This is a genomic window from Serratia proteamaculans (genome assembly GCF_949794035.1).
In the GTDB taxonomy this organism is placed as follows: Bacteria; Pseudomonadota; Gammaproteobacteria; order Enterobacterales; family Enterobacteriaceae; genus Serratia; species Serratia proteamaculans.
The window spans coordinates 5,229,431-5,249,502 of sequence record NZ_OX461105.1; the positions used below are offsets into that span (position 1 = coordinate 5,229,431).

Here is a 20,072-nt window from a genome sequence, read left to right on the forward strand (position 1 = left end):
TTGTCTGATAAATTGTTAAAGAGCGTTCGTTACTGAGATAACTCTCGGTAACGCGGGAGGTGCATATTACGCTTTCCCGCTGAAGAGTCAAGCTTTTTTCTTATTAAGAAACGGTGTTTTCACCGGCTTGCTTCTTCCTGGCTGGGCGACTGGTTCTCGTTAGAGGAGTCGTTGTTCCCGGTCAGTGGAGGCGCATTATAGGGAGTTCTCAGAACGCCGCAACCCCTAATTTCAATATTTTTTCCGACCGTTGAATGTTTAACCAAAACAGCCTTAAACAGGCAGTTTTTTCAACGATTTAAAGCCATATCCCTGCAGAACGGGCAATAAAGCATCAGTGTCTTCATTTAACGCCATGCAATACGCCAAATTGTCTTCCTGAGTCGACACCAGATTTTCCTGCGTTGAAATCAGCCAGGCGGTACGACGGGCAATCGCCGCGCCGGAATCGATCAGCCGGGTTCCCTCAGGCAACACCTGCATTAACTCTTCTGCTAATAGAGGGAAGTGGGTGCAACCGAGTACGACAGTATCCGGCGGTTCGCGCATGCTCAGCCATGGCTGCAGGATTTTCTTCAGCGTCGCCAACGGTACGACGTCACCGTGCAACTTGGCTTCTGCCAGTTCCACCAGCTCTGAAGACCCCAATAGTTCGATCTTGCAATCGGTAGCGAAGCGGGCAATCAACTCATGGGTATAGGTGCGCTGTACGGTACCACGGGTAGCCAACAGGCCGACGACGCCATTGGCGGTCAGACGGGCAGCAGGTTTGATGGCAGGCACCACGCCGACGACCGGGAAGGTAAAGCGTTCGCGCAAAGCCGGCAGGGATACGGTACTGGCAGTGTTACAAGCGATGATGACTATCGCCAGAGGATGGCGCTGTTGCACCGCGCTGACAATCTCCAGCACGCGCTCAACAATAAACTCTTCGGATTTCTCACCGTAGGGAAACGCCACATTATCGAAGGCGTATATATAGTGGAGGTCCGGCAGCAGTTGCCGAACCTCTTGATACACCGATAACCCGCCGACGCCGGAGTCAAATACCAGTACCGTCGGACGGGCCTTCGCGGTGGTGTTAGAAGGTATAGCTTCCAGTGAGGTAGTATTCTCTTCCTGGAGTAGCGTAGCCATAAGCCGTCTCATAATCTTTATCAAACAGGTTGGCGATTCTACCACGAACTGTCAGATGAGATGTGACCGGATACGAAACTGCGAGATCCCACAGGCTGACGCCGCCGAGTTTGACGCTTTGCTCGGGGTAGGTGCTGTAGTCTTTGTCATAGCGCTCCCCCAGGTATTGATAGGTGACCGCCCAGTCAAAATCATAGACCTGCCAGTCCAGCTCATACTTCACTTGCTGTTTGGCGCGACGCAGCAGCACTTCGTTGGTTTTGGCATTGCGTGGGTCGACATAGTCGTAGCCGATGTGGTGGGTTAATGGCCCGGTATCAAACGAGGCCGTGGCTTCTATACCTTTAATAGTAGCCTTGCCGATATTGTAATAAACGTAATTGGTCTCCCCAGTGGAATCAATCAGGTTATCAATATCATTACGGTAGCCGGAAACGCGCCAGGTCACTGGACCTGTCAAACCTTCAAAACCGCCTTCCCACTGTTTACTTTCTTCCGGCTTCAAATCGGTATTATTACCAAAGTTGCCATACAGCTGGCCCATATTTGGGGCTTTAAACGCCGTGCCATAGGAAGCAATAAAGCGGTACCCTTCGACAAACTCCCAGCCCGCGCTGGTTTGCCAGGTGCCATGCCAGCCGAATTCAGAATGATCGTCACCACGCACCGCCCCTTCCAGGGTTACCGGGCCAACCAACTGCTGTGCGGTCAGATAGATACCGGCGTTACGCTGACTTTTCTCACCGTTGACCGTAGTGGAGTTCGGCTTGATCTCCTGGTGTTGCCAATCAACCCCTGAGCTGACCGTCCCCTGGCCCAACTGCAGGGTATTCCCCCACTGCAGGTTGTATTGCTCTGAATCCACCAAACTTGCCGAACTGTCATGCATACCCAGTCGAGGATCGTAATCATAATCCTTGCTATGGCTATAGCTACCAATCAGTTGTGTCGCGTAGATACCTTCTTTATAACGCAGGCCGGTATCCCAGGTCTGGCTGTACAGCTTGCGAGTATCTACCAGTGGGCTGGTCGGGGAGGAATAATAAGCATCGTAAGCCGTACGGTTGTCATAACCATAACCACGCACAAAGCCGCTAATGGCCTCATTGAACTGATGGTCAACGGCGCCGTACAGCGCTTTACTCATGTAGCCATCGCGATCCTGCTGGCTCTGCATACCGGTACTGCCGTAAGCCACTACATCATAGCCTTTGGTATAGGTATAGTTACCGGCGAGCGTCGCCACCGTGCTGTCGCCCAACTGTTGCTGAGTGGAAGCGTCATAGGCCTGATAGCCGTTTGAACCCACACCGGCAGAAAGCGTAGTGCCGTTCTTTTCACGGGTGGTAATAATGTTCACCACGCCACCGATGGCATCGGAACCATAGACAGCCGAACGCGGTCCGCGAATATATTCGACTTTCTGCACCAGCGAAATCGGGATCTGGCTAAGGTCAGAAGAACCACTGATGCCGGCCTGGTTAAGGCGAATACCGTCGATCAGCACCAGGACATGGCTGGAGTTGGTACCGCGGATAAACAGCGAGCTTTTTTGTCCCAGGCCACCATTCTGCCCGACATCTACCCCCGGCAGGCGGCGCATCACGTCGGTCAGGCTTTTTGCCTGCCAGCGGTCGATATCATTGCGGGTGACGACAGAGGTGGGTGCCAGTACGGAAGAAACCGGCTGTGGAAAGCGGTTGGCGGAAACCACCAGATCATCGCTGTTATTGGCTGTGGTGTTGTCTTGCGCCCATCCAGAAAAAGCCGTGATGGAAGAAACCACCGCCAGCAGTGTATTTTTTGTAATTGTCATGAAAAAGCATCCAAACTTAATTGGTGGATGCCGCAGGATCATGGCCGGTATTTCGCGACGGCCACGGACATTGCGACGTAACACCGGCAGGTCTTCGGGCTTGGGAGTTGCGGGCAGCCTGTGAGCTACCTGCACCGGGCGATGACTTCCCATCCTGCAATGGACAGTGTCTGCGTAAAACGCTATCGCCGTGACTTCCCCTTACCGCTGCGCGTCAGCTCCGGATTCAAACCGGATTCCCTTTTCACTCGCTGCTTGAGGCCGGATGACAATGCTACGATCAATGTAAATAGATGTCTAGACTGCTACCAATGTTACAAATAATAAACACGACAAAACTGGACTTCACGGGCTGATTCCCTACAATCCCCGCTGATCAAATTTGCCTGACGAGAAGAAACATGACGCCCGAGAATTTGCCTATTGAACGTTACGATGACCAACTGGCGGAGAAAACTGCCCGGCTGAAGACGCTGATGTCACCGTTCACGGCACCCGAGCCGGAAGTGTTCCGCTCGCCTGTCAGCCACTACCGCATGCGCGCCGAATTCCGCATCTGGCATGATGAAGACGAGATGTACCACATCATGTTTGATCAACAGACCAAGCAGCGCATCCGTGTCGATCAGTTCCCCGCCGCCAGCGAATTGATTAACCGTCTGATGAGTGCACTGATCGCCGCCATCAAGCCAGAGCCTGTTCTACGCCGCAAACTGTTCCAGATTGACTACCTGTCGACCCGCAGCGGCAAAATCATCGCCTCACTGCTGTATCACCGCAAGCTGGACGACGCCTGGCAGCAGCAGGCAGAAAAGCTGCGTGATGATCTGCGCGCACAGGGCTTTGACCTGCAGCTGATTGGCCGTGCGTCGAAAATGAAAATCATGTTGGATCAGGATTACGTCGACGAAGTGCTGCCGGTCGCCGGCCGCGACATGATCTACCGTCAGGTGGAAAACAGCTTCACCCAGCCGAATGCGGCGCTGAACATACAGATGCTGGAATGGGCGCTGGACGCGACAGCCGGTTCCAAAGGCGATCTGCTGGAGCTGTATTGCGGCAACGGTAACTTCTCGTTGGCACTGGCACGTAACTTCGAGCGGGTACTGGCGACCGAAATCGCCAAACCTTCGGTCGCGGCGGCGCAATACAACATTGCCGCCAACCATATCGATAACGTGCAGATTATCCGCATGGCAGCGGAAGACTTTACTCAGGCGATGAACGGAGTCCGCGAGTTTAATCGGTTGAAAGGTATCGACTTGAGCAGTTATAACTGCGAAACCATCTTTGTCGATCCGCCACGCAGTGGGCTGGATGATGAAACGGTGAAAATGGTGCAGGCCTACCCGCGTATTTTGTATATCTCATGCAACCCGGAAACGCTGTGCGCCAATCTGGAAACCTTGCAGGAAACCCATCGGGTCAGCCGCCTGGCGCTGTTTGACCAGTTCCCGTACACCCATCATATGGAATGCGGCGTACTGTTGGAAAAACGCGTTTAATCTGACAGGGGCGCCATTATTGCTGCGCCCCTGCTTTACGCCCATCAGGCCGGCGTATTCTCATCCAGCGCCTTGCGCGCCTTCAGCTTGATACCAATCCAGAACACCAACGCCACGGAAATGATCGCCGGCAGGAAGTTAGAGCCAATCTGCGGGTATTCGGCCCGGACGATCGCACTGTACAACAACACCCCCAGCAGGAAACTCGCGGCGGCCAGTTTGGGCATGCCGTCCGGCATCGCACGGTGCAAATAACGCTGGTGCAGACAGTAAACCGCCAACACCAAAGTCAGGATAGGGAAAATCGAAAACGGCACCACCGAGCTGAACAGCGCGGCGAACGAACCGTTGATCGACAGGCCGGCAATCAACGCCAGCAGTAAGGTGCCATTCTCACGGCTTGGTTTTTCCATCGCTTTCTACCTTTTATACGTGGGATACAGAAGCTTTTTCTTGTTGGCGGCGATACCAATAATAAGCACCCTTGGAAATCATCCGCAGTTGCAGCACTAAACGTTCCTCAAGCCGACGCCGCTGTTCGATATCGATGTCCAGCGCTTCAGCACCGGCACTAAACACGATGGTCACCATGGCTTCCGCCTGCGCCTCGGTGAAACTGCGCGGCATATGGTTTTCCAGCTCGAGGTAATCTGCCAGTTCGGCGATAAAATGTTGGATCTCACGCGCCACCGCCGCACGGAAGGCCGACGAGGTGCCGGAGCGTTCACGCAGCAACAGACGGAAGGCGTTGGGATTGTTACCGATAAACTCCATAAAGGTGGAGACCGAGGTGCGGATCACGCTGCCGCCCTTGGCAATACGCTGGCGTGCCTGGCGCATCAGTTGACGCAGCATCAGGCCGCTTTCATCAACCATGGTTAATCCCAGCTCATCCACGTCACGAAAGTGACGGTAAAATGACGTCGGTGCGATGCCCGCTTCACGCGAGACTTCACGCAGGCTCAGGCTGGCAAAGCTGCGTTCGGCGCTTAGCTGGCTGAAGGCCGCCTCAATGAGGGAACGACGAGTCCGTTCTTTTTGTTGTGCTCTGACGCCCATATGCATATCCAGATAAGATCCATTTTGTCAGTCTAACGCCGTAGACCCGGCAATATAGCAAATTTTATTGCAACAGCATTTATACAAACGCGTCCTGTCACAGTTTCCGCCTGCACCATTTTGTGCTTTGCCTCAAAAAGCCTAATGGTGATTGGGCACTCAGCGCTATGATGTTAAGATACCGTTGTAATTTTGTATAAGACAGGTCTCTCCCCTATGCAACAGCACTATCAATTTGATGCCATAGTTATTGGCTCGGGCCCTGGTGGTGAAGGTGCCGCTATGGGGTTGGTGAAACAGGGCGCCCGCGTGGCCGTTATCGAACGGTACAATAACGTAGGCGGCGGATGTACCCACTGGGGTACCATCCCGTCCAAAGCCCTCCGCCACGCCGTTAGCCGCATTATCGAATTCAACCAGAACCCGCTTTATAACAATTCACGCACGCTCAGCGCGACATTCCCTGATATTTTACGCCACGCCGATAACGTGATTAACCAGCAAACCCGGATGCGCCAGGGATTCTATGAGCGTAACCAATGCAAGCTGTTCGCCGGCGATGCGCGCTTTATTGACGCCAACACCGTCAGCGTCAGTTATATGGACGGCACCCAGGACACCATCCGCACCGATCATATCGTCATCGCCTGCGGCTCACGCCCTTACAACCCGTCGAGCGTCGACTTTAACCATCCGCGCATTTATAACAGCGATTCCATTCTCGAATTAAACCACGAGCCGCGCCACGTAATCATTTACGGCGCCGGGGTCATCGGCTGTGAGTATGCGTCTATCTTCCGTGGTCTGAACGTGAAGGTCGATCTGATCAACACCCGCGACCGCCTGCTGGCGTTCCTCGATCAGGAAATGTCGGACTCGCTGTCTTATCACTTTTGGAACAACGGCGTGGTGATCCGTCACAACGAAGAGTTCGAGAAGATCGAAGGCACCGACGACGGCGTGATTGTTCACCTGAAGTCCGGCAAGAAAGTGAAAGCAGACTGCCTGCTGTATGCCAACGGCCGTACCGGTAACACCGACTCACTGGGGCTGGAGAACGTCGGTCTGGAGTCAGACAGCCGTGGCCTGCTGAAAGTGAACAGCATGTACCAGACTGCGCTGTCGCACATTTATGCCGTGGGTGACGTGATTGGTTATCCGAGCCTGGCATCTGCCGCTTACGATCAGGGCCGTATTGCCGCGCAGGCGATTGCCTCCGGTGAAGCCAGCGGACATCTGATTGAAGACATCCCGACCGGTATCTACACCATTCCGGAAATCAGCTCCGTCGGTAAAACCGAGCAGGAACTGACGGCGATGAAGGTGCCGTATGAAGTGGGCCGCGCCCAGTTCAAACATCTGGCTCGTGCGCAAATTGCCGGGATGAATGTCGGCAGCCTGAAGATCCTGTTCCATCGCGACACCCTGCAGATCCTCGGGATCCATTGCTTCGGTGAGCGTGCGGCGGAGATCATCCACATCGGTCAGGCGATCATGGAGCAGAAAGGTGAAGGCAATACTATCGAGTATTTCGTTAATACGACCTTCAACTATCCGACCATGGCCGAAGCCTACCGGGTGGCTGCGCTGAACGGCTTAAACCGCCTGTTTTAACTTGGTACCCAGGTAGTTTTGCATGTGCTCGCGGATCGCCTCGGCCAATTGCTCATAACGACTGCGCAATGGAGAGCCGGGGCGGTACACCAGCGCAATGGTGCGCTTGGGTTCGGGTTTATAACACTCGAGATAGCAAACTCCGTCACGCTCACGCTGTGGCGGTACCGCCAATGAAGGCAACAGCGTAATACCGCTGCCTGCCGCTACCATGTTACGCAGCGTTTCCAGACTGGTTGCCCGGAAATGGGTATCCTCGTCAGCCCCGGCCTGGAAGCAAAAGCCCATCGCCTGATCGCGCAAGCAGTGGCCGTCTTCCAGCATCAACAGCTTTTCCCCTGCCAAATCCGGCATTGCCACGCGGTCGCGCTGCGACCATGGGTGATCGGAGTACACCGCCAGCTTCATGGGTTCATCAAACAGCGGGACTTCAATAAAGGCTTCCGTTTCCTTCACCAGGGCCAGGATCGCGCAGTCCAGTTTGCCGCTGTCGAGTTGCGCCAGCAGCTGTTGGGTTTGCGCTTCATGCAGGTACATTTCCAGCTTGGGAAAGGTTTTGTGCAGCGTAGGAATGATCTGCGGCAGCAAATAAGGCCCGACGGTCGGGATCAGGCCGATATGCAGCGGCCCGGACATGGCTTCACCCTGCTGGCTGGCCATCTCTTTCAGAACTTTGACTTCGCGCAGCACGGTACGCGCCTGTTCCACCAGCAGCAGACCTGCCTGGGTGAATAACACCTTGCGGCTGGTACGTTCGAGCAACATCACACCCAGTTCGTCTTCCAGCTTGCGGATCTGCCCACTGAGCGTGGGTTGGCTAACATGGCATGAATCGGCGGCACGGCGGAAATGCCGGTGCTCGGCCAAGGCGACCAGGTACTCTAAATCACGAATATTCATTGTTTCCCTCCAGACCACGATAGCTCATGGCGATAGATAAGATAGCAACGAGCGATTAGATCTATCAAGCCCCGGCGGCAATAATGTGTCCCAACAAAGCGGCACAACGCTGATAGCAAAAATTTATTTTTCCTAATTAAGGGGTTAATTCATGTTTACCAGCCAAGAAGGCAAAAAAATTCCTCAGGTGACCTTCCATACTCGTCAGGGTGACCAATGGATCGATGTCACTACCCAGGATCTGTTTAAAGATAAAACCGTCATCGTATTTTCGCTGCCGGGTGCGTTCACCCCAACCTGCTCTTCCAGCCATTTACCGCGCTACAACGAGCTGTCCAGCGTATTCAAACAGCACGGCGTTGACAGCATCCTGTGCGTCTCGGTGAACGACACCTTCGTGATGAACGCCTGGAAAGCCGATCAACACGCTGAGAACATCACCTTCGTGCCGGACGGCAACGGTGAGTTCACCAAAGGCATGAACATGCTGGTCGAGAAAGCCGATCTGGGCTTTGGCCCACGGTCATGGCGTTATTCGATGCTGGTGCGTAACGGCGTAGTGGAAAAAATGTTCGTCGAACCCAACAAGCCAGGTGACCCATTTGAAGTGTCGGATGCCGACACCATGCTGAAATACCTGGCGCCGGAATTCAAAGTGCAGGAGTCGGTTTCGCTGTTTACCAAGCCGGGTTGCCCGTTCTGCGCCAAAGCCAAACAAATGTTGCAGGAGCGCGGCATTCAGTATGAGGAAATCGTACTGGGTCAGGACGCGACGACCGTCAGCCTGCGCGCCGTCAGCGGCCGTGCCACGGTACCGCAAGTGTTCATCGGCGGCCGTCATATTGGCGGTAGCGATGACCTGGAAACTTTCCTGTCAGCCTGATTAATAAGTAATAACAAAGCCAACGTGAACTTTTGGCGGGCTCTGGCCCGCTCTTTTTTTAGCTTTCAGGAGCGGATATGAAACAGTTGAATGTTGACGTCGCGGTTATCGGCGGCGGCACCGCCGGTCTGGGTGCCTATCGCGCCGCCAAGCTTTCGACCCCCAGCGTGGTGATGATTGAGGGCGGAGCCTACGGCACCACCTGTGCACGCGTTGGCTGCATGCCGTCCAAACTACTGATCGCCGCCGCCGAGGCGGTACATCAAATCGAGCGAGCGCCGGGCTTTGGCGTGTATCCCGCAGGCAAAACCACCGTCAACGGTCGCGAAGTGATGGAGCGCGTCAAACGCGAACGCGACCGCTTCGTCGGCTTTGTGTTGGAAGGCGTCGACCAGATCCCTGCCGGCGACAAAATTAGCGGCTACGCCCGCTTTCTCGACGACAACACCCTGCAGGTGGATGAGCATACGCGCATCGTGGCGCAGCGGATCGTTATCGCCACGGGTTCCCGTCCAAGCTGGCCGGCAGCGTGGAATGCGCTGGGTGACCGACTGATCGTCAATGACGATGTCTTCAACTGGGATGATTTACCACAGTCCGTGGCGGTGTTCGGGCCAGGTGTGTTTGGTCTGGAACTGGGTCAGGCGCTGCATCGTCTCGGGGTCGAGACCAAAGTGTTTGGCGTTGGCGGCGCCGTCGGCCCCTTGACCGACAGCACGGTGCGCAATTACGCGGCCAAAGCCCTGGGCGAAGAGTTCTATCTTGATGCCGATGTGAAAGTCGAGATGATGCAGCGCGAAGGCGACAAAGTGTTTATCCGCTATCAGGATTTACACGGCAAGCCGCAGGAGATCATGGTGGATTACGTACTGGCCGCTACCGGTCGCCGCCCGAACGTCGATAATTTGGGCCTGGAGAATACCGGCCTGCGACTCGACGCCCGGGGCGTACCCGAGGCCGATCGCCTGACGATGCAAACCAGCTTGCCGCATATTTTTATCGCCGGCGATGCCAGCAACCAACTGCCGTTGTTGCACGAAGCCAGCGATCAGGCACGTATTGCCGGGACCAATGCCGGCAGCTTCCCTGAAGTCACGCCGGGCCTGCGCCGCAGCGCGATCTCGGTAGTATTTTCCGATCCGCAGATCGCCATGGTCGGCTCCACCTTCCGCGAATTGAGCGAGAAATTCAGCGCCTGCGGCTGTTTTGAAATCGGTGAGGTGTCGTTCGAGAATCAGGGTCGCTCGCGCGTAATGTTGCGCAATAAGGGCATCCTGCACGTCTACGGCGAACAGGGCACCGGGCGTTTTCTCGGCGCGGAGATGATGGGGCCGGACGTTGAGCATATCGCCCACCTGCTGGCCTGGGCACACCAACAACAAATGACCATCAACCAGATGCTGGACATGCCGTTCTACCATCCGGTCATCGAAGAAGGCCTGCGCACCGCGCTGCGCGATCTGCAAGCCAGGCTCAAACTGGGCGAGGCCGAGGCGGAACGCTGCCAGCGCTGCCCGGGCGAGTAATCCTTCCAAAAACAAAGGGCACAGTTCTGCATATGAACTGCGCCCTTTATACATGTCAGAATCAAACGGACTCAGCGTTTAACTCTTTCCATCCATCACCTTCACTATCATTCGCCTTTAATTCCTGCAAAGTAACACTGAGGAAGTATCGACGAGGATTCCCGCACATCCAGCAACTGCAATCAGGCGCTGTAGTAACTAACTTACCTGCTCTGCGGGCAATTCCCTGCGCCGTAGATAGCTCCGGATAAATTATTCCGCCGTAGTAATCTTTACGATTACTTTTTAGACGATAATAGTGATGACGACGTAATCCACGCTTTCTGTTTTTGTACATTGATTTCTCCATATCCGGCAGAGACTTTGTTTGCCTCTGCCTTGCGTATGTAGAAATCAGTAAAAACAGGCACTAACTGTAAATAATGCATAAACATCCTTGTTATTTACTTTGAGTTAAGCCAAGCGCTGTTTCGCTGCGGCGATCGCGCTGGCGACCTGCTGAGGAGAAACGCCGCCTTTGGCTGAGCGCTTATCCAGGCAAGATTGCAGCGCCAGAATCGGGTACACATCGTCGCCAATGATCGCACTGAACTTCTGCAAATCAGTCAACGGCAGGGCTTCCAGCGCCTTGCCCTGACGGATGGCTTCCACCACCGCTTCACCGACAATATGGTGCGCCTCACGGAACGGCACGCCTTTGGCGACCAGATAGTCCGCCAGTTCTGTCGAGTTGGCGTAACCCTGCTCCGCCGCTTCTTTACAGCGCGGACGTTTCACCTGAATACCATCCAGCACCAGGGCCGCCATCTGCAGGCAGTCCATCCAGGTATCGAGCGCGTCAAACAGCCCTTCCTTGTCTTCCTGCATGTCTTTGTTGTAAGCCAACGGCAGGCCTTTCAACGTCATCATCATGCCGGTCAATGCGCCCTGCACGCGGCCACACTTACCGCGGATCAGCTCCAGCGCATCCGGGTTTTTCTTTTGCGGCATCAGCGAGGAGCCGGAGGTCACGCGGTCAGACAGATCGACAAAGGCTGCTTCGCCGCTGTTGAAGAAGATCAGGTCTTCGGCAAAGCGCGACAGGTGCACCATGCTGATGGAGGCATTGGATAGCAACTCCAGCACGTGGTCACGGTCGGAAACGCTGTCCAGACTGTTGCGGGTGGCGGAGGCAAAACCCAGCCAACCGGCCAGTTGTTCACGATCAATCGGATAGGCGGTACCGGCCAGCGCGCCGCTGCCCAACGGGCTGACGTCCAGGCGCTTCAGCGTGTCCTGCAGGCGGCTTTCGTCGCGCGCCAGCATTTCCACATAGGCCAAACACCAGTGGGCAAAGGTTACCGGCTGCGCGCGCTGCAGGTGAGTATAGCCCGGCATCACCGCGTCCTGGTTGGCTTCGGCGGTTTCCACCAGCGCCAGTTGCAGTTGCACAATCGCCTGATGCAGCTCGCCGATCTGCTGTTTGCACCACAATTTCAGATCGGTCGCGACCTGATCGTTACGGCTGCGGCCGGTGTGCAGCTTTTTGCCCAGATCGCCGACTTTGTCGATCAGCTTCTGCTCCACCCAGCTGTGAATATCTTCTGCATCGCTGCTGACAATCGCCTGCGGATCGGCCTGCACTTCCGCCAACAGCCCGTTCAACGCCTGTTCAAGCTGCTGCTGCTCGGTTGCCGTCAATACGTTGACGGTGACCAGCGCTTTCGACCAGGCCACGGAACCCACGATGTCCTGTTCCGCCAGGCGATAATCAAAGCGCAGAGAATCGTTTAATTGTTTGAACCGCTGATCTGCCGCCTGACTGAACCGTCCGCCCCAAAGTGCCATACCTTTACTCCTGTACCCGTCATACTTCAAGCAGCAGGTGTGTTGGCTACGAACGCTCACCCAAATCACTTACCAGCGTAAGCTCATCGGGACTCTCGCTCTTGCCGCCTTCCTACAACTCGAATTATTTAGGGTATAAATTTTATACGAAAAGGGCGCTGTACGCTGCGCCCCTATCAAGTCACGCCGAATGGTTAATAAGTTACTTGTTCTTTATCTCGTTCAGCGCGCGAATGCGTGAAGAGAGTGAGAACAGACGGATAAAACCGCCCGCGTGGCTGTGATCGTAAACTTCGTCTTCGCCGAAGGTCGCGAACTCTTCGGAATACAGGCTGTTGGCGGATTTTTTCTGAATCGCCGTCACCTGGCCTTTGTACAGCTGCAGTACCACTTCACCGTTAACTTCTTCGGCCAGCGCTTCGGCAGAGGCCTGCAGTGAACGACGCAGTGGAGCAAACCAGCGGCCATCGTACACCACGTAAGACATTTCCAGGCCCAACTGCTCACGCCATTTGAAGCTGTCGCGATCCAGTACCAGTTGTTCAACGCCACGCAGTGCCGCCACCATGATGGTCCCGCCCGGGGTTTCGTAGCAGCCACGGGATTTGATGCCCACCAGACGGTTTTCTACGATGTCGATACGGCCCACGCCATGCTTGGCACCCAGCACGTTCAGGGTTTCCAGACATTTGTACGGGCTCAGTGCTTCACCGTTAACCGCCACTACGCAGCCTTTTGCTACGGTGATGGTTACTTGCTCAGGCTGATCCGGCGCTTCCTGTGGGTCAACAGTCCAAACCCAACAGTCTTTGTTCGGTGCATTCCACGGGCTTTCCAGCACGCCGCCTTCGGTAGAGATATGCCAGGCATTCTCGTCACGGCTGTAGATTTTTTCCAGTGATGCGGTGGTCGGGATGTTGCGCTCTTTCAGGTAGTCCAGCAGCGCTTCACGGGAACGCAGGTCCCACTCACGCCAAGGGGCAACCACTTTCAGGTGTGGGGCCAGCGCGGTATAGGTGGTTTCGAAACGCACCTGGTCGTTACCTTTACCGGTTGCGCCGTGGCACACCGCATCAGCACCGACTTTCAGCGCCAGTTCAACCTGCGCTTTAGCGATAATCGGGCGCGCCATTGAGGTGCCCAGCAGGTAGCTGCCTTCATACAAGGCGCCGGTCTGCAGCACTGGGTAAACATAGTCACGGATGAATTCTTCACGCAGATCAACCACGTGACACTCAGAGGCACCGGATTGCAGGGCTTTTTGCTCCACACCTTCCAGATCGCTGCGCTCCTGGCCGATATCCGCGACGAACGCCACCACTTCGCAGCCGCCGTAGTTTTCTTTCAGCCAGGGAATGATGGCCGAAGTATCCAGACCGCCAGAGTACGCCAGAACGATTTTTTTGATGCCTTGGTTTTGCATGGTCTTTTCCTTTTTAATTCTAAATTTAAGCGAGGATCCGGGTGCCAATTGACACGCCGTTAAACAGAGCAGGAAGCTGATCGGCATGGCGCCAACTGGCGATATCTACCGGGCGACCGAGGGTACGGGCTGCATCGAGCGCCGCATTCACCTTCACCACCATACCATCAGTGATGATGCCCTGAGCAATCAGTTGTTCTGCTTTTTGCGCCGTCATTTCTGCGATGCGTTGTCCTTTCCCGTCGAGGATGCCACTGACATCCGACAGCAGGATCAAATCCGCACCCAGCGTGGCGGCCAGGGCCGTCGCCGCCTGATCGGCGTTCACATTCATTAACTGCCCATCGGCGGTAATGCCGATAGAGCTGATCACCGGCAGGTAACCGGCAGCCAGCAGGGTATTAAGCAGCAGCGGGGAGCCCGGTTGCGCATTGCCCACGTGGCCCAGCGCCGGATCCAGCGGGGTGACGGTGACGCTGCCACCGTCTGCCAGGCTCAGGCCGACCGCATTAATCTGATGCTTGATGGCCCACGCCAACAAGGTTTTGTTGGCAGTGCCGGCCAGTGCGCCGGTGATAATGTCGATCTGATCGGCCGGCGTCACACGCAGGCCATTCTTCTTCACCACTGGCAGGGAAAGCTTTTTCATCAGCTCATCCACCACGCAACCGCCGCCGTGAACGATCACCAACGGGCGCTGATGCTGCTGACGGTAGCTGTCCAGTGCGGTAAACAGACGCTCCAGCGCCTCTTCACTGTCTAATAACACGCCACCTAATTTGATAATTAACGGGTTCATCGCTGTTTACATCCCACGCTGGTGATTTATTAAAGTAATGACTGGGTTTCCGGGAACCCAAAACGGATATTCAGGCATTGCACCGCCTGAGCGGCTGCGCCTTTCAACAGGTTGTCTTCCGCCGCCACCGCGATCAGGTGTTCGCCCTGTACGGCAAAGCCGATATCACAGAACGGCAGCCCGACGACTGACTTCAATGCCGGTACGCCCTGGTCATACAGCCGTACCAGCGGTTTGTCGTCATAGGCGGCGTGGTAAACGGCGGCCACATCCTGTGCGGTCACACCGGCTTTCAGGCGACAGGTAATGGTTTCGAGAATACCACGCGGGAAGTTACCCAAATGTGGCGTAAAGATGACCGGCACGCCCAGATGCGCGACGATTTCCGGATGGTGACGGTGGTTGAAAATACCGTACGGCTGCAGGCTCACCTCGCAAAAACTGGTGTTCACGCTGGCCTTACGGCCCGCACCGCTCACGCCGCTGGTCGCGTTGATCACCGGCCACTGATCCAGGTTCAGCAAGTCTTGATCGATCAGCGGTTTTAGCGCCAACTGCGCCGCCGTCGGATAACAACCCGGTACGGCGATCAATTGTGCCTGTTTGATTTTGTCGCTCTGCCACTCCGCCAGGCCATACACCGCCTGCTCCAGCAGGTCAGCATGCTGATGTTCAAAACCGTAGTATTGGCTATAGAAGGCGGTATCTTTTACGCGGAACGCGCCAGAGAGATCGAACACCACGCAACCTGCAGCCAGAAACGCCGGCGCGATGTCGTGGCTGACCTCATGCGCCGTGGCCAGAAACACCACGTCGATGCCCACCGCGGCTTTGGCAACGTCAACCAGCGGTTGTAACGGCAGATCGACGATACCTTTTAACTGGGGGTGCAAATCGGAAAGCAATTTTCCTGCATCTGCACTTTGCGCTGAAACCGCTAAAGCGGTTATGTTCATGTGTGGGTGACGATTAAGGTACGCCGTGAGCTCTGCTCCGGCATAACCGCTGGCACCGACAATCAGCGTATTCAACATGGGGCCTTTCACCTTCTTGACTTGCGTTGGGTCGTATTCGACTCAGGTTTCCAGGCTCACCAGCGTTGTTTTGCCGTTCACCCACGAGGTCGAGCGTTGATGTTTTTATAATCATCCGGGAATCGGGTTCCCTTACGCTCCAGCTTACTGTATTTTTATTCACAATAACTGCATGAATATTGATACCAACCTAACCAAAGGCTGTCAACAGTGAAGATGAAATTACCTCCATTTATTGAGCTGTACCGGGCGTTGATCGCCACTCCGTCGATCAGCGCCACCGATGGCGCCCTCGATCAGAGTAATGAAGCGTTAATCAACTTGCTGGCCGGCTGGTTTGCCGATTTGGGCTTTAGTGTCGACGTACAACCGGTGCCGGACAGCCGCAATAAATTTAACCTGCTGGCCAGTATTGGCGAAGGCAGCGGTGGCCTGCTGTTGGCAGGGCATACCGATACCGTACCTTATGATGAAGGGCGCTGGACACGCGACCCCTTCACCCTGACCGAACACGACAATAAGCTGTACGGTCTGGGCACTGCCGACATGAAAGGCTTCTTTGCCTTTATTCTGGATGCCGTGCGCGACATCGACGCCAGCAAGCTGACCAAGCCGTTGTACATTCTGGCAACCGCAGATGAAGAAACGACGATGGCCGGCGCACGTTATTTCGCCGCCTCGACCAGTATCCGTCCGGACTTTGCCATTATCGGTGAACCAACCTCGCTGCAGCCGGTACGCGCACACAAGGGTCACATGGCCAACGCCATCCGCATCGTCGGCCAATCCGGTCACTCGAGCGACCCGGCGCGCGGCGTGAACGCTATCGACTTGATGCATGAAACCATCGGCCGCCTGATGGAGCTGCGCAAAACGCTGCAAGAGCGCTTTAACAACCCGGCCTTTGCCGTGCCCTACCCGACTATGAACTTCGGTCATATCAGTGGTGGCGACGCAGCCAACCGCATTTGCGCCTGCTGCGAGTTGCATCTGGATATCCGTCCGTTGCCGGGCATGACGCTCGACAACATCAATGAACTGATGCACCAAACGCTGGAGCCAGTCAGCCAGCGCTGGCCGGGCCGCTTGAGCATTGAGGAACTGCATGCTTCGGTGCCGGGTTACGAGTGCCCGACCGATCACCAGATGGTGGCCGTGATTGAGAAACTGTTGGGCACCCGCACGCAGGTGGTCAATTACTGCACCGAAGCCCCGTTCGTCCAGCAGGTCTGTCCAACGCTGGTGTTGGGCCCCGGCTCTATCGACCAGGCACATCAGCCGGATGAATACATCGATACCGGCTTTATCGAACCGACACGCAAGCTGCTGAGTCAATTGGTCAGCCACTTCTGTCGCCAATAAACCGGATACAAGGTAGGGTTAATGATTTATCATCCTCCTACCTCTTAAGGCGTAGAAAACCAATGAAATAAGCCAGACTGATAACCGGCGTGCCGTAATTAAATTTCAGAAAATGCGCCGATTTTGATGTTTTTTTGCTAAAAATAGTGTCAATTGACCATTGGACAGGAACGTGGCGAGATGAAACAGGCGCTGTTGGCCTGACACGTGAAATTTACTTACAAGATAAAAATCATACAGAATTGGGTCAGGGGTTATATGAACGAACAATATTCGGCAATGCGAAGTAATGTCAGTATGCTCGGCAAATTGCTCGGCGATACCATCAAAGAAGCGCTGGGCGAGCATATTCTCGATCGCGTTGAAACTATCCGTAAGCTTTCCAAATCTTCACGTGCAGGTAACGAAGCGCATCGTCAGGAGCTGCTTTCCACCTTGCAAAACCTGTCCAACGACGAGTTGTTGCCGGTCGCACGCGCCTTCAGCCAGTTTCTCAATCTGACCAATACCGCTGAGCAGTACCACAGCATTTCACCTAATGGTGAAGCCGCCAGCAACCCGGAAGCGCTGGCGCAGTTGTTCACCCGGCTAAAAGACAAAAAGCTCAGCACCAAAGAACTGCAAAATGCCGTGTCGCAGCTTTCCATCGAGCTGGTGCTGACCGCGCACCCGACGGAAATCACCCGCCGCACCCTGATCCACAAGCTGGTTGAGGTCAACACCTGCCTCAGCCAACTCGACCATAACGATCTGGCCGACTACGAGCGCAACAAGATCATGCGCCGCCTGCGTCAATTAGTGGCGCAGTCGTGGCACACCGACGAGATCCGTAAAAACCGTCCGTCACCGATCGACGAAGCCAAGTGGGGCTTTGCGGTGGTGGAAAACAGCCTGTGGGAAGGGGTCCCGGCCTTCCTGCGCGAATTCAACGAACAACTGGAAAACTCCATCGATTACAGCCTGCCCGCAGAAGCGGTGCCGGTACGTTTCACCTCCTGGATGGGCGGTGACCGTGACGGCAACCCAAACGTGACGGCTGAAATTACCCGCCACGTGCTGCTGCTGAGCCGCTGGAAGGCCTGCGATCTGTTCACCCGCGATATTCAGGTGCTGGTGTCCGAGCTGTCGATGACCGAATGTACCCCGGAACTGCGCGCACGGGCCGGTGGCGACGAGGTGCAAGAACCGTACCGCGAGATCATGAAGCAACTGCGCAGCCAGTTGATGAGCTCTCAGGCTTATCTGGAAGGCCGCCTGAAAGGCGAGCGTGTCCTGAAGCCACACGACCTGCTGGTGAAAAACGATCAGCTGTGGGAACCGCTGTTCGCCTGTTATCAGTCGCTGCAGGCCTGTGGCATGAGCATCATCGCCAATGGTCAGCTGTTGGATACGCTGCGTCGCGTGCGCTGCTTTGGCGTGCCGCTGGTACGTATCGACGTGCGTCAGGAAAGCACCCGTCACACCGAAGCCATCGCCGAGCTGACCCGTTATCTGGGCCTGGATGACTACGAAAGCTGGTCGGAAGCCGACAAACAGGCATTCCTGATCCGCGAACTGAATTCCAAACGCCCGCTGGTGCCACTGAAATGGGAACCGAGCGCCGATACTCAGGAAGTGCTGGAAACCTGCCGGGTGATCGCCGAAGCGCCGGAAGGCTCAATTGCCGCCTATGTGATATCCATGGCGCGCACACCTTCTGACGTCCTGGCGGTCCATCTGCTGCTGAAAGAAGCCGGTTGCCCGTTCGCGCTGCCGGTGGCCCCGCTGTTCGAAACCCTCGACGACCTGAATAACGCCGATGACGTGATGACCCAGTTGCTGAATATTGACTGGTATCGCGGCTTTATCCAGGGCAAACAGATGGTGATGATTGGCTATTCTGACTCGGCAAAAGACGCCGGGGTGATGGCGGCCTCCTGGGCGCAGTACCGCGCGCAAGACGCACTGATCAAAACCTGTGAAAAAGCCGGAGTAGCGCTGACCCTGTTCCATGGCCGCGGCGGCTCGATTGGCCGTGGCGGTGCTCCGGCACATGCGGCACTGCTGTCGCAACCGCCGGGCAGCCTGAAAGGGGGCCTGCGTGTCACCGAACAGGGCGAGATGATCCGCTTCAAATTTGGCCTGCCGGAAGTCACCATCAGCAGCCTGGCGCTGTACACCGGTGCGATCCTGGAAGCCAACCTGTTGCCGCCGCCAGAACCGAAAAAAGAGTGGCGCGCGCTGATGGATGACCTGTCAGACACCTCATGCAAAATGTACCGTGGCTACGTGCGTGAAAATCCGGACTTCGTGCCGTATTTCCGCGCCGCAACGCCGGAACTGGAGCTGGGCAAGTTGCCGCTGGGTTCACGCCCCGCCAAACGTAAGCCAAACGGCGGTGTAGAAAGCCTGCGTGCCATTCCGTGGATCTTCGCCTGGACACAGAACCGCCTGATGTTGCCGGCCTGGCTGGGCGCCGGTGCCGGTTTGCAGGAAGCGGTGAAAGCAGGCAAACAGGATCAACTGGAAGCCATGTGCCGCGACTGGCCATTCTTCTCCACCCGTATTGCGATGCTGGAAATGGTGTTCGCCAAAGCCGACCTGTGGCTGGCGGAATACTACGATCAGCGCCTGGTCGACAAATCACTGTGGCCACTGGGCCAGCAGTTGCGCGACCAGTTGGCAAGCGACATTAAGGTGGTACTGACCATTGCCAATGACGCGCACCTGATGGAAGACCTGCCATGGATCGCCGAATCCATCGCGCTGCGTAACGTGTATACCGATCCGCTGAACGTGCTGCAGGCCGAACTGCTGCACCGTTCGCGTCAGCAGGAACACCCGGATGCCCGCGTTGAGCAGGCGCTGATGGTGACCATTGCCGGCGTTGCCGCCGGGATGCGTAACACCGGCTAGGTTGAGCGTTGTAAAAAACGGCTCCTGTTCACAGGGGCCGTTTTTTTATCCGTCGCTGATGGGTTATAAGGCACTCAGCCGTAGCCGCCGGTTGCCGTCAACTTCGGGGTAATTCTCGAACGTATGCGGGTAGGCGAACAGCTGACGGTGGGCGAACCACGTTCGCTGTTTCCTTTGATTCCCGACGCATCGCGCTACCGCTTTATTGCCTGCGGTATTGGCATCACGCCGATTCGCAGCATGATCCTGTGGTGCCGGCGGCACGGATATTTATGGCAACGGCCATGAGGGC

Annotated in this window: 16 protein-coding genes and 1 riboswitch; of the genes, 6 read left to right on the top strand and 10 right to left on the bottom strand. The window is 55.7% G+C overall.

Features of this window, described 5'->3' with window-relative positions; all coding sequences use genetic code 11:
* Nucleotides 1-273: 273 nt before the first annotated feature.
* Both murI and btuB read right to left on the bottom strand, forming a co-directional pair.
* Entirely contained in the window at nucleotides 274-1,137 is an 864-nt protein-coding gene (gene murI, locus QOT07_RS24325; protein WP_099063860.1) for a glutamate racemase, read from the bottom strand.
* Complete coding sequence (btuB, locus tag QOT07_RS24330; RefSeq protein WP_099063861.1) at nucleotides 1,082-2,953, bottom strand: TonB-dependent vitamin B12 receptor BtuB; 1,872 nt, start codon at nucleotides 2,951-2,953, stop codon at nucleotides 1,082-1,084. Before btuB ends, murI begins: the two co-directional genes overlap by 56 nt.
* Before the next feature lie 68 nt (nucleotides 2,954-3,021).
* Nucleotides 3,022-3,233, bottom strand: a riboswitch (cobalamin riboswitch).
* 121 nt (nucleotides 3,234-3,354) lie between these two features.
* On the opposite strand from btuB, the gene trmA reads away from it, so the two are divergent.
* Nucleotides 3,355-4,458, top strand: a complete 1,104-nt coding sequence (gene trmA / locus QOT07_RS24335; RefSeq protein ID WP_099063862.1) for a tRNA (uridine(54)-C5)-methyltransferase TrmA — start codon at nucleotides 3,355-3,357, stop codon at nucleotides 4,456-4,458.
* 44 nt (nucleotides 4,459-4,502) lie between these two features.
* On the opposite strand, the gene QOT07_RS24340 is transcribed toward trmA, so the two are convergent.
* Nucleotides 4,503-4,871, bottom strand: a complete 369-nt coding sequence (locus QOT07_RS24340; RefSeq protein WP_099063863.1) for a YijD family membrane protein — start codon at nucleotides 4,869-4,871, stop codon at nucleotides 4,503-4,505.
* Nucleotides 4,872-4,884: 13 nt separating this feature from the next.
* A complete protein-coding gene (gene fabR, locus QOT07_RS24345; RefSeq protein WP_085120094.1) occupies nucleotides 4,885-5,517 on the bottom strand; it encodes an HTH-type transcriptional repressor FabR in 633 nt (210 codons plus the stop codon).
* A gap of 216 nt (nucleotides 5,518-5,733) precedes the next feature.
* On the opposite strand from fabR, the gene sthA reads away from it, so the two are divergent.
* A complete protein-coding gene (gene sthA / locus QOT07_RS24350) occupies nucleotides 5,734-7,131 on the top strand; it encodes a Si-specific NAD(P)(+) transhydrogenase (protein ID WP_283604114.1) in 1,398 nt (465 codons plus the stop codon).
* Here the strand turns inward: sthA and oxyR are convergent.
* Nucleotides 7,114-8,031, bottom strand: a complete 918-nt coding sequence (oxyR, locus tag QOT07_RS24355; protein ID WP_099063864.1) for a DNA-binding transcriptional regulator OxyR — start codon at nucleotides 8,029-8,031, stop codon at nucleotides 7,114-7,116. The genes sthA and oxyR overlap by 18 nt on opposite strands.
* A gap of 151 nt (nucleotides 8,032-8,182) precedes the next feature.
* Between oxyR and QOT07_RS24360 the strand changes: the two genes are divergently transcribed.
* A complete protein-coding gene (locus tag QOT07_RS24360; protein ID WP_085120000.1) occupies nucleotides 8,183-8,914 on the top strand; it encodes a glutathione peroxidase in 732 nt (243 codons plus the stop codon).
* Nucleotides 8,915-8,991: 77 nt separating this feature from the next.
* Nucleotides 8,992-10,440, top strand: coding sequence for a dihydrolipoyl dehydrogenase (locus tag QOT07_RS24365; RefSeq protein ID WP_283604117.1), 1,449 nt, complete (start codon nucleotides 8,992-8,994; stop codon nucleotides 10,438-10,440).
* 61 nt (nucleotides 10,441-10,501) lie between these two features.
* Here QOT07_RS24365 and QOT07_RS24370 read toward each other — a convergent pair whose 3' ends face one another.
* From QOT07_RS24370 to argC, 5 genes are all read right to left on the bottom strand, one after another.
* The gene (locus QOT07_RS24370) at nucleotides 10,502-10,777 is read right to left on the bottom strand and encodes a hypothetical protein (protein ID WP_283604119.1); all 276 of its coding nucleotides are present in this window, start codon (nucleotides 10,775-10,777) and stop codon (nucleotides 10,502-10,504) included.
* Nucleotides 10,778-10,893: 116 nt separating this feature from the next.
* Nucleotides 10,894-12,267 carry an argininosuccinate lyase gene (argH, locus tag QOT07_RS24375; protein ID WP_085120002.1) on the bottom strand — a complete coding sequence of 458 codons (1,374 nt, stop codon included), beginning with the start codon at nucleotides 12,265-12,267 and terminating at the stop codon, nucleotides 10,894-10,896.
* Nucleotides 12,268-12,469: 202 nt separating this feature from the next.
* Entirely contained in the window at nucleotides 12,470-13,690 is a 1,221-nt protein-coding gene (locus QOT07_RS24380) for an argininosuccinate synthase (protein WP_085120003.1), read from the bottom strand.
* A 25-nt stretch (nucleotides 13,691-13,715) separates the two neighbouring features.
* Nucleotides 13,716-14,489 (bottom strand): acetylglutamate kinase, encoded by a 774-nt coding sequence (gene argB, locus QOT07_RS24385; protein WP_099063866.1) that lies wholly within the window; start codon nucleotides 14,487-14,489, stop codon nucleotides 13,716-13,718.
* Between the two features lie 29 nt (nucleotides 14,490-14,518).
* The gene (gene argC, locus QOT07_RS24390) at nucleotides 14,519-15,523 is read right to left on the bottom strand and encodes an N-acetyl-gamma-glutamyl-phosphate reductase (RefSeq protein WP_099063867.1); all 1,005 of its coding nucleotides are present in this window, start codon (nucleotides 15,521-15,523) and stop codon (nucleotides 14,519-14,521) included.
* A gap of 216 nt (nucleotides 15,524-15,739) precedes the next feature.
* Here argC and argE point away from each other — a divergent pair, with 216 nt between their 5' ends.
* Both argE and ppc read left to right on the top strand, forming a co-directional pair.
* Complete coding sequence (gene argE / locus QOT07_RS24395; RefSeq protein WP_165366392.1) at nucleotides 15,740-16,885, top strand: acetylornithine deacetylase; 1,146 nt, start codon at nucleotides 15,740-15,742, stop codon at nucleotides 16,883-16,885.
* A gap of 258 nt (nucleotides 16,886-17,143) precedes the next feature.
* On the top strand, nucleotides 17,144-19,780 hold the full coding sequence (gene ppc / locus QOT07_RS24400) for a phosphoenolpyruvate carboxylase (protein ID WP_283604121.1): 2,637 nt from the start codon (nucleotides 17,144-17,146) through the stop codon (nucleotides 19,778-19,780).
* The last annotated feature ends 292 nt before the right edge of the window (nucleotides 19,781-20,072 follow it).

Bases quoted from the DNA above. Each gene is read 5' to 3' on its own strand.
- murI (WP_099063860.1), bottom strand. From the start codon at position 1,137: ATGGCTACGCTACTCCAGGAAGAGAATACTACCTCACTGGAAGCTATA.
- btuB (WP_099063861.1), bottom strand. From the start codon at position 2,953: ATGACAATTACAAAAAATACACTGCTGGCGGTGGTTTCTTCCATCACG.
- trmA (WP_099063862.1), top strand. From the start codon at position 3,355: ATGACGCCCGAGAATTTGCCTATTGAACGTTACGATGACCAACTGGCG.
- QOT07_RS24340 (WP_099063863.1), bottom strand. From the start codon at position 4,871: ATGGAAAAACCAAGCCGTGAGAATGGCACCTTACTGCTGGCGTTGATT.
- fabR (WP_085120094.1), bottom strand. From the start codon at position 5,517: ATGGGCGTCAGAGCACAACAAAAAGAACGGACTCGTCGTTCCCTCATT.
- sthA (WP_283604114.1), top strand. From the start codon at position 5,734: ATGCAACAGCACTATCAATTTGATGCCATAGTTATTGGCTCGGGCCCT.
- oxyR (WP_099063864.1), bottom strand. From the start codon at position 8,031: ATGAATATTCGTGATTTAGAGTACCTGGTCGCCTTGGCCGAGCACCGG.
- QOT07_RS24360 (WP_085120000.1), top strand. From the start codon at position 8,183: ATGTTTACCAGCCAAGAAGGCAAAAAAATTCCTCAGGTGACCTTCCAT.
- QOT07_RS24365 (WP_283604117.1), top strand. From the start codon at position 8,992: ATGAAACAGTTGAATGTTGACGTCGCGGTTATCGGCGGCGGCACCGCC.
- QOT07_RS24370 (WP_283604119.1), bottom strand. From the start codon at position 10,777: ATGTACAAAAACAGAAAGCGTGGATTACGTCGTCATCACTATTATCGT.
- argH (WP_085120002.1), bottom strand. From the start codon at position 12,267: ATGGCACTTTGGGGCGGACGGTTCAGTCAGGCGGCAGATCAGCGGTTC.
- QOT07_RS24380 (WP_085120003.1), bottom strand. From the start codon at position 13,690: ATGCAAAACCAAGGCATCAAAAAAATCGTTCTGGCGTACTCTGGCGGT.
- argB (WP_099063866.1), bottom strand. From the start codon at position 14,489: ATGAACCCGTTAATTATCAAATTAGGTGGCGTGTTATTAGACAGTGAA.
- argC (WP_099063867.1), bottom strand. From the start codon at position 15,523: ATGTTGAATACGCTGATTGTCGGTGCCAGCGGTTATGCCGGAGCAGAG.
- argE (WP_165366392.1), top strand. From the start codon at position 15,740: ATGAAATTACCTCCATTTATTGAGCTGTACCGGGCGTTGATCGCCACT.
- ppc (WP_283604121.1), top strand. From the start codon at position 17,144: ATGAACGAACAATATTCGGCAATGCGAAGTAATGTCAGTATGCTCGGC.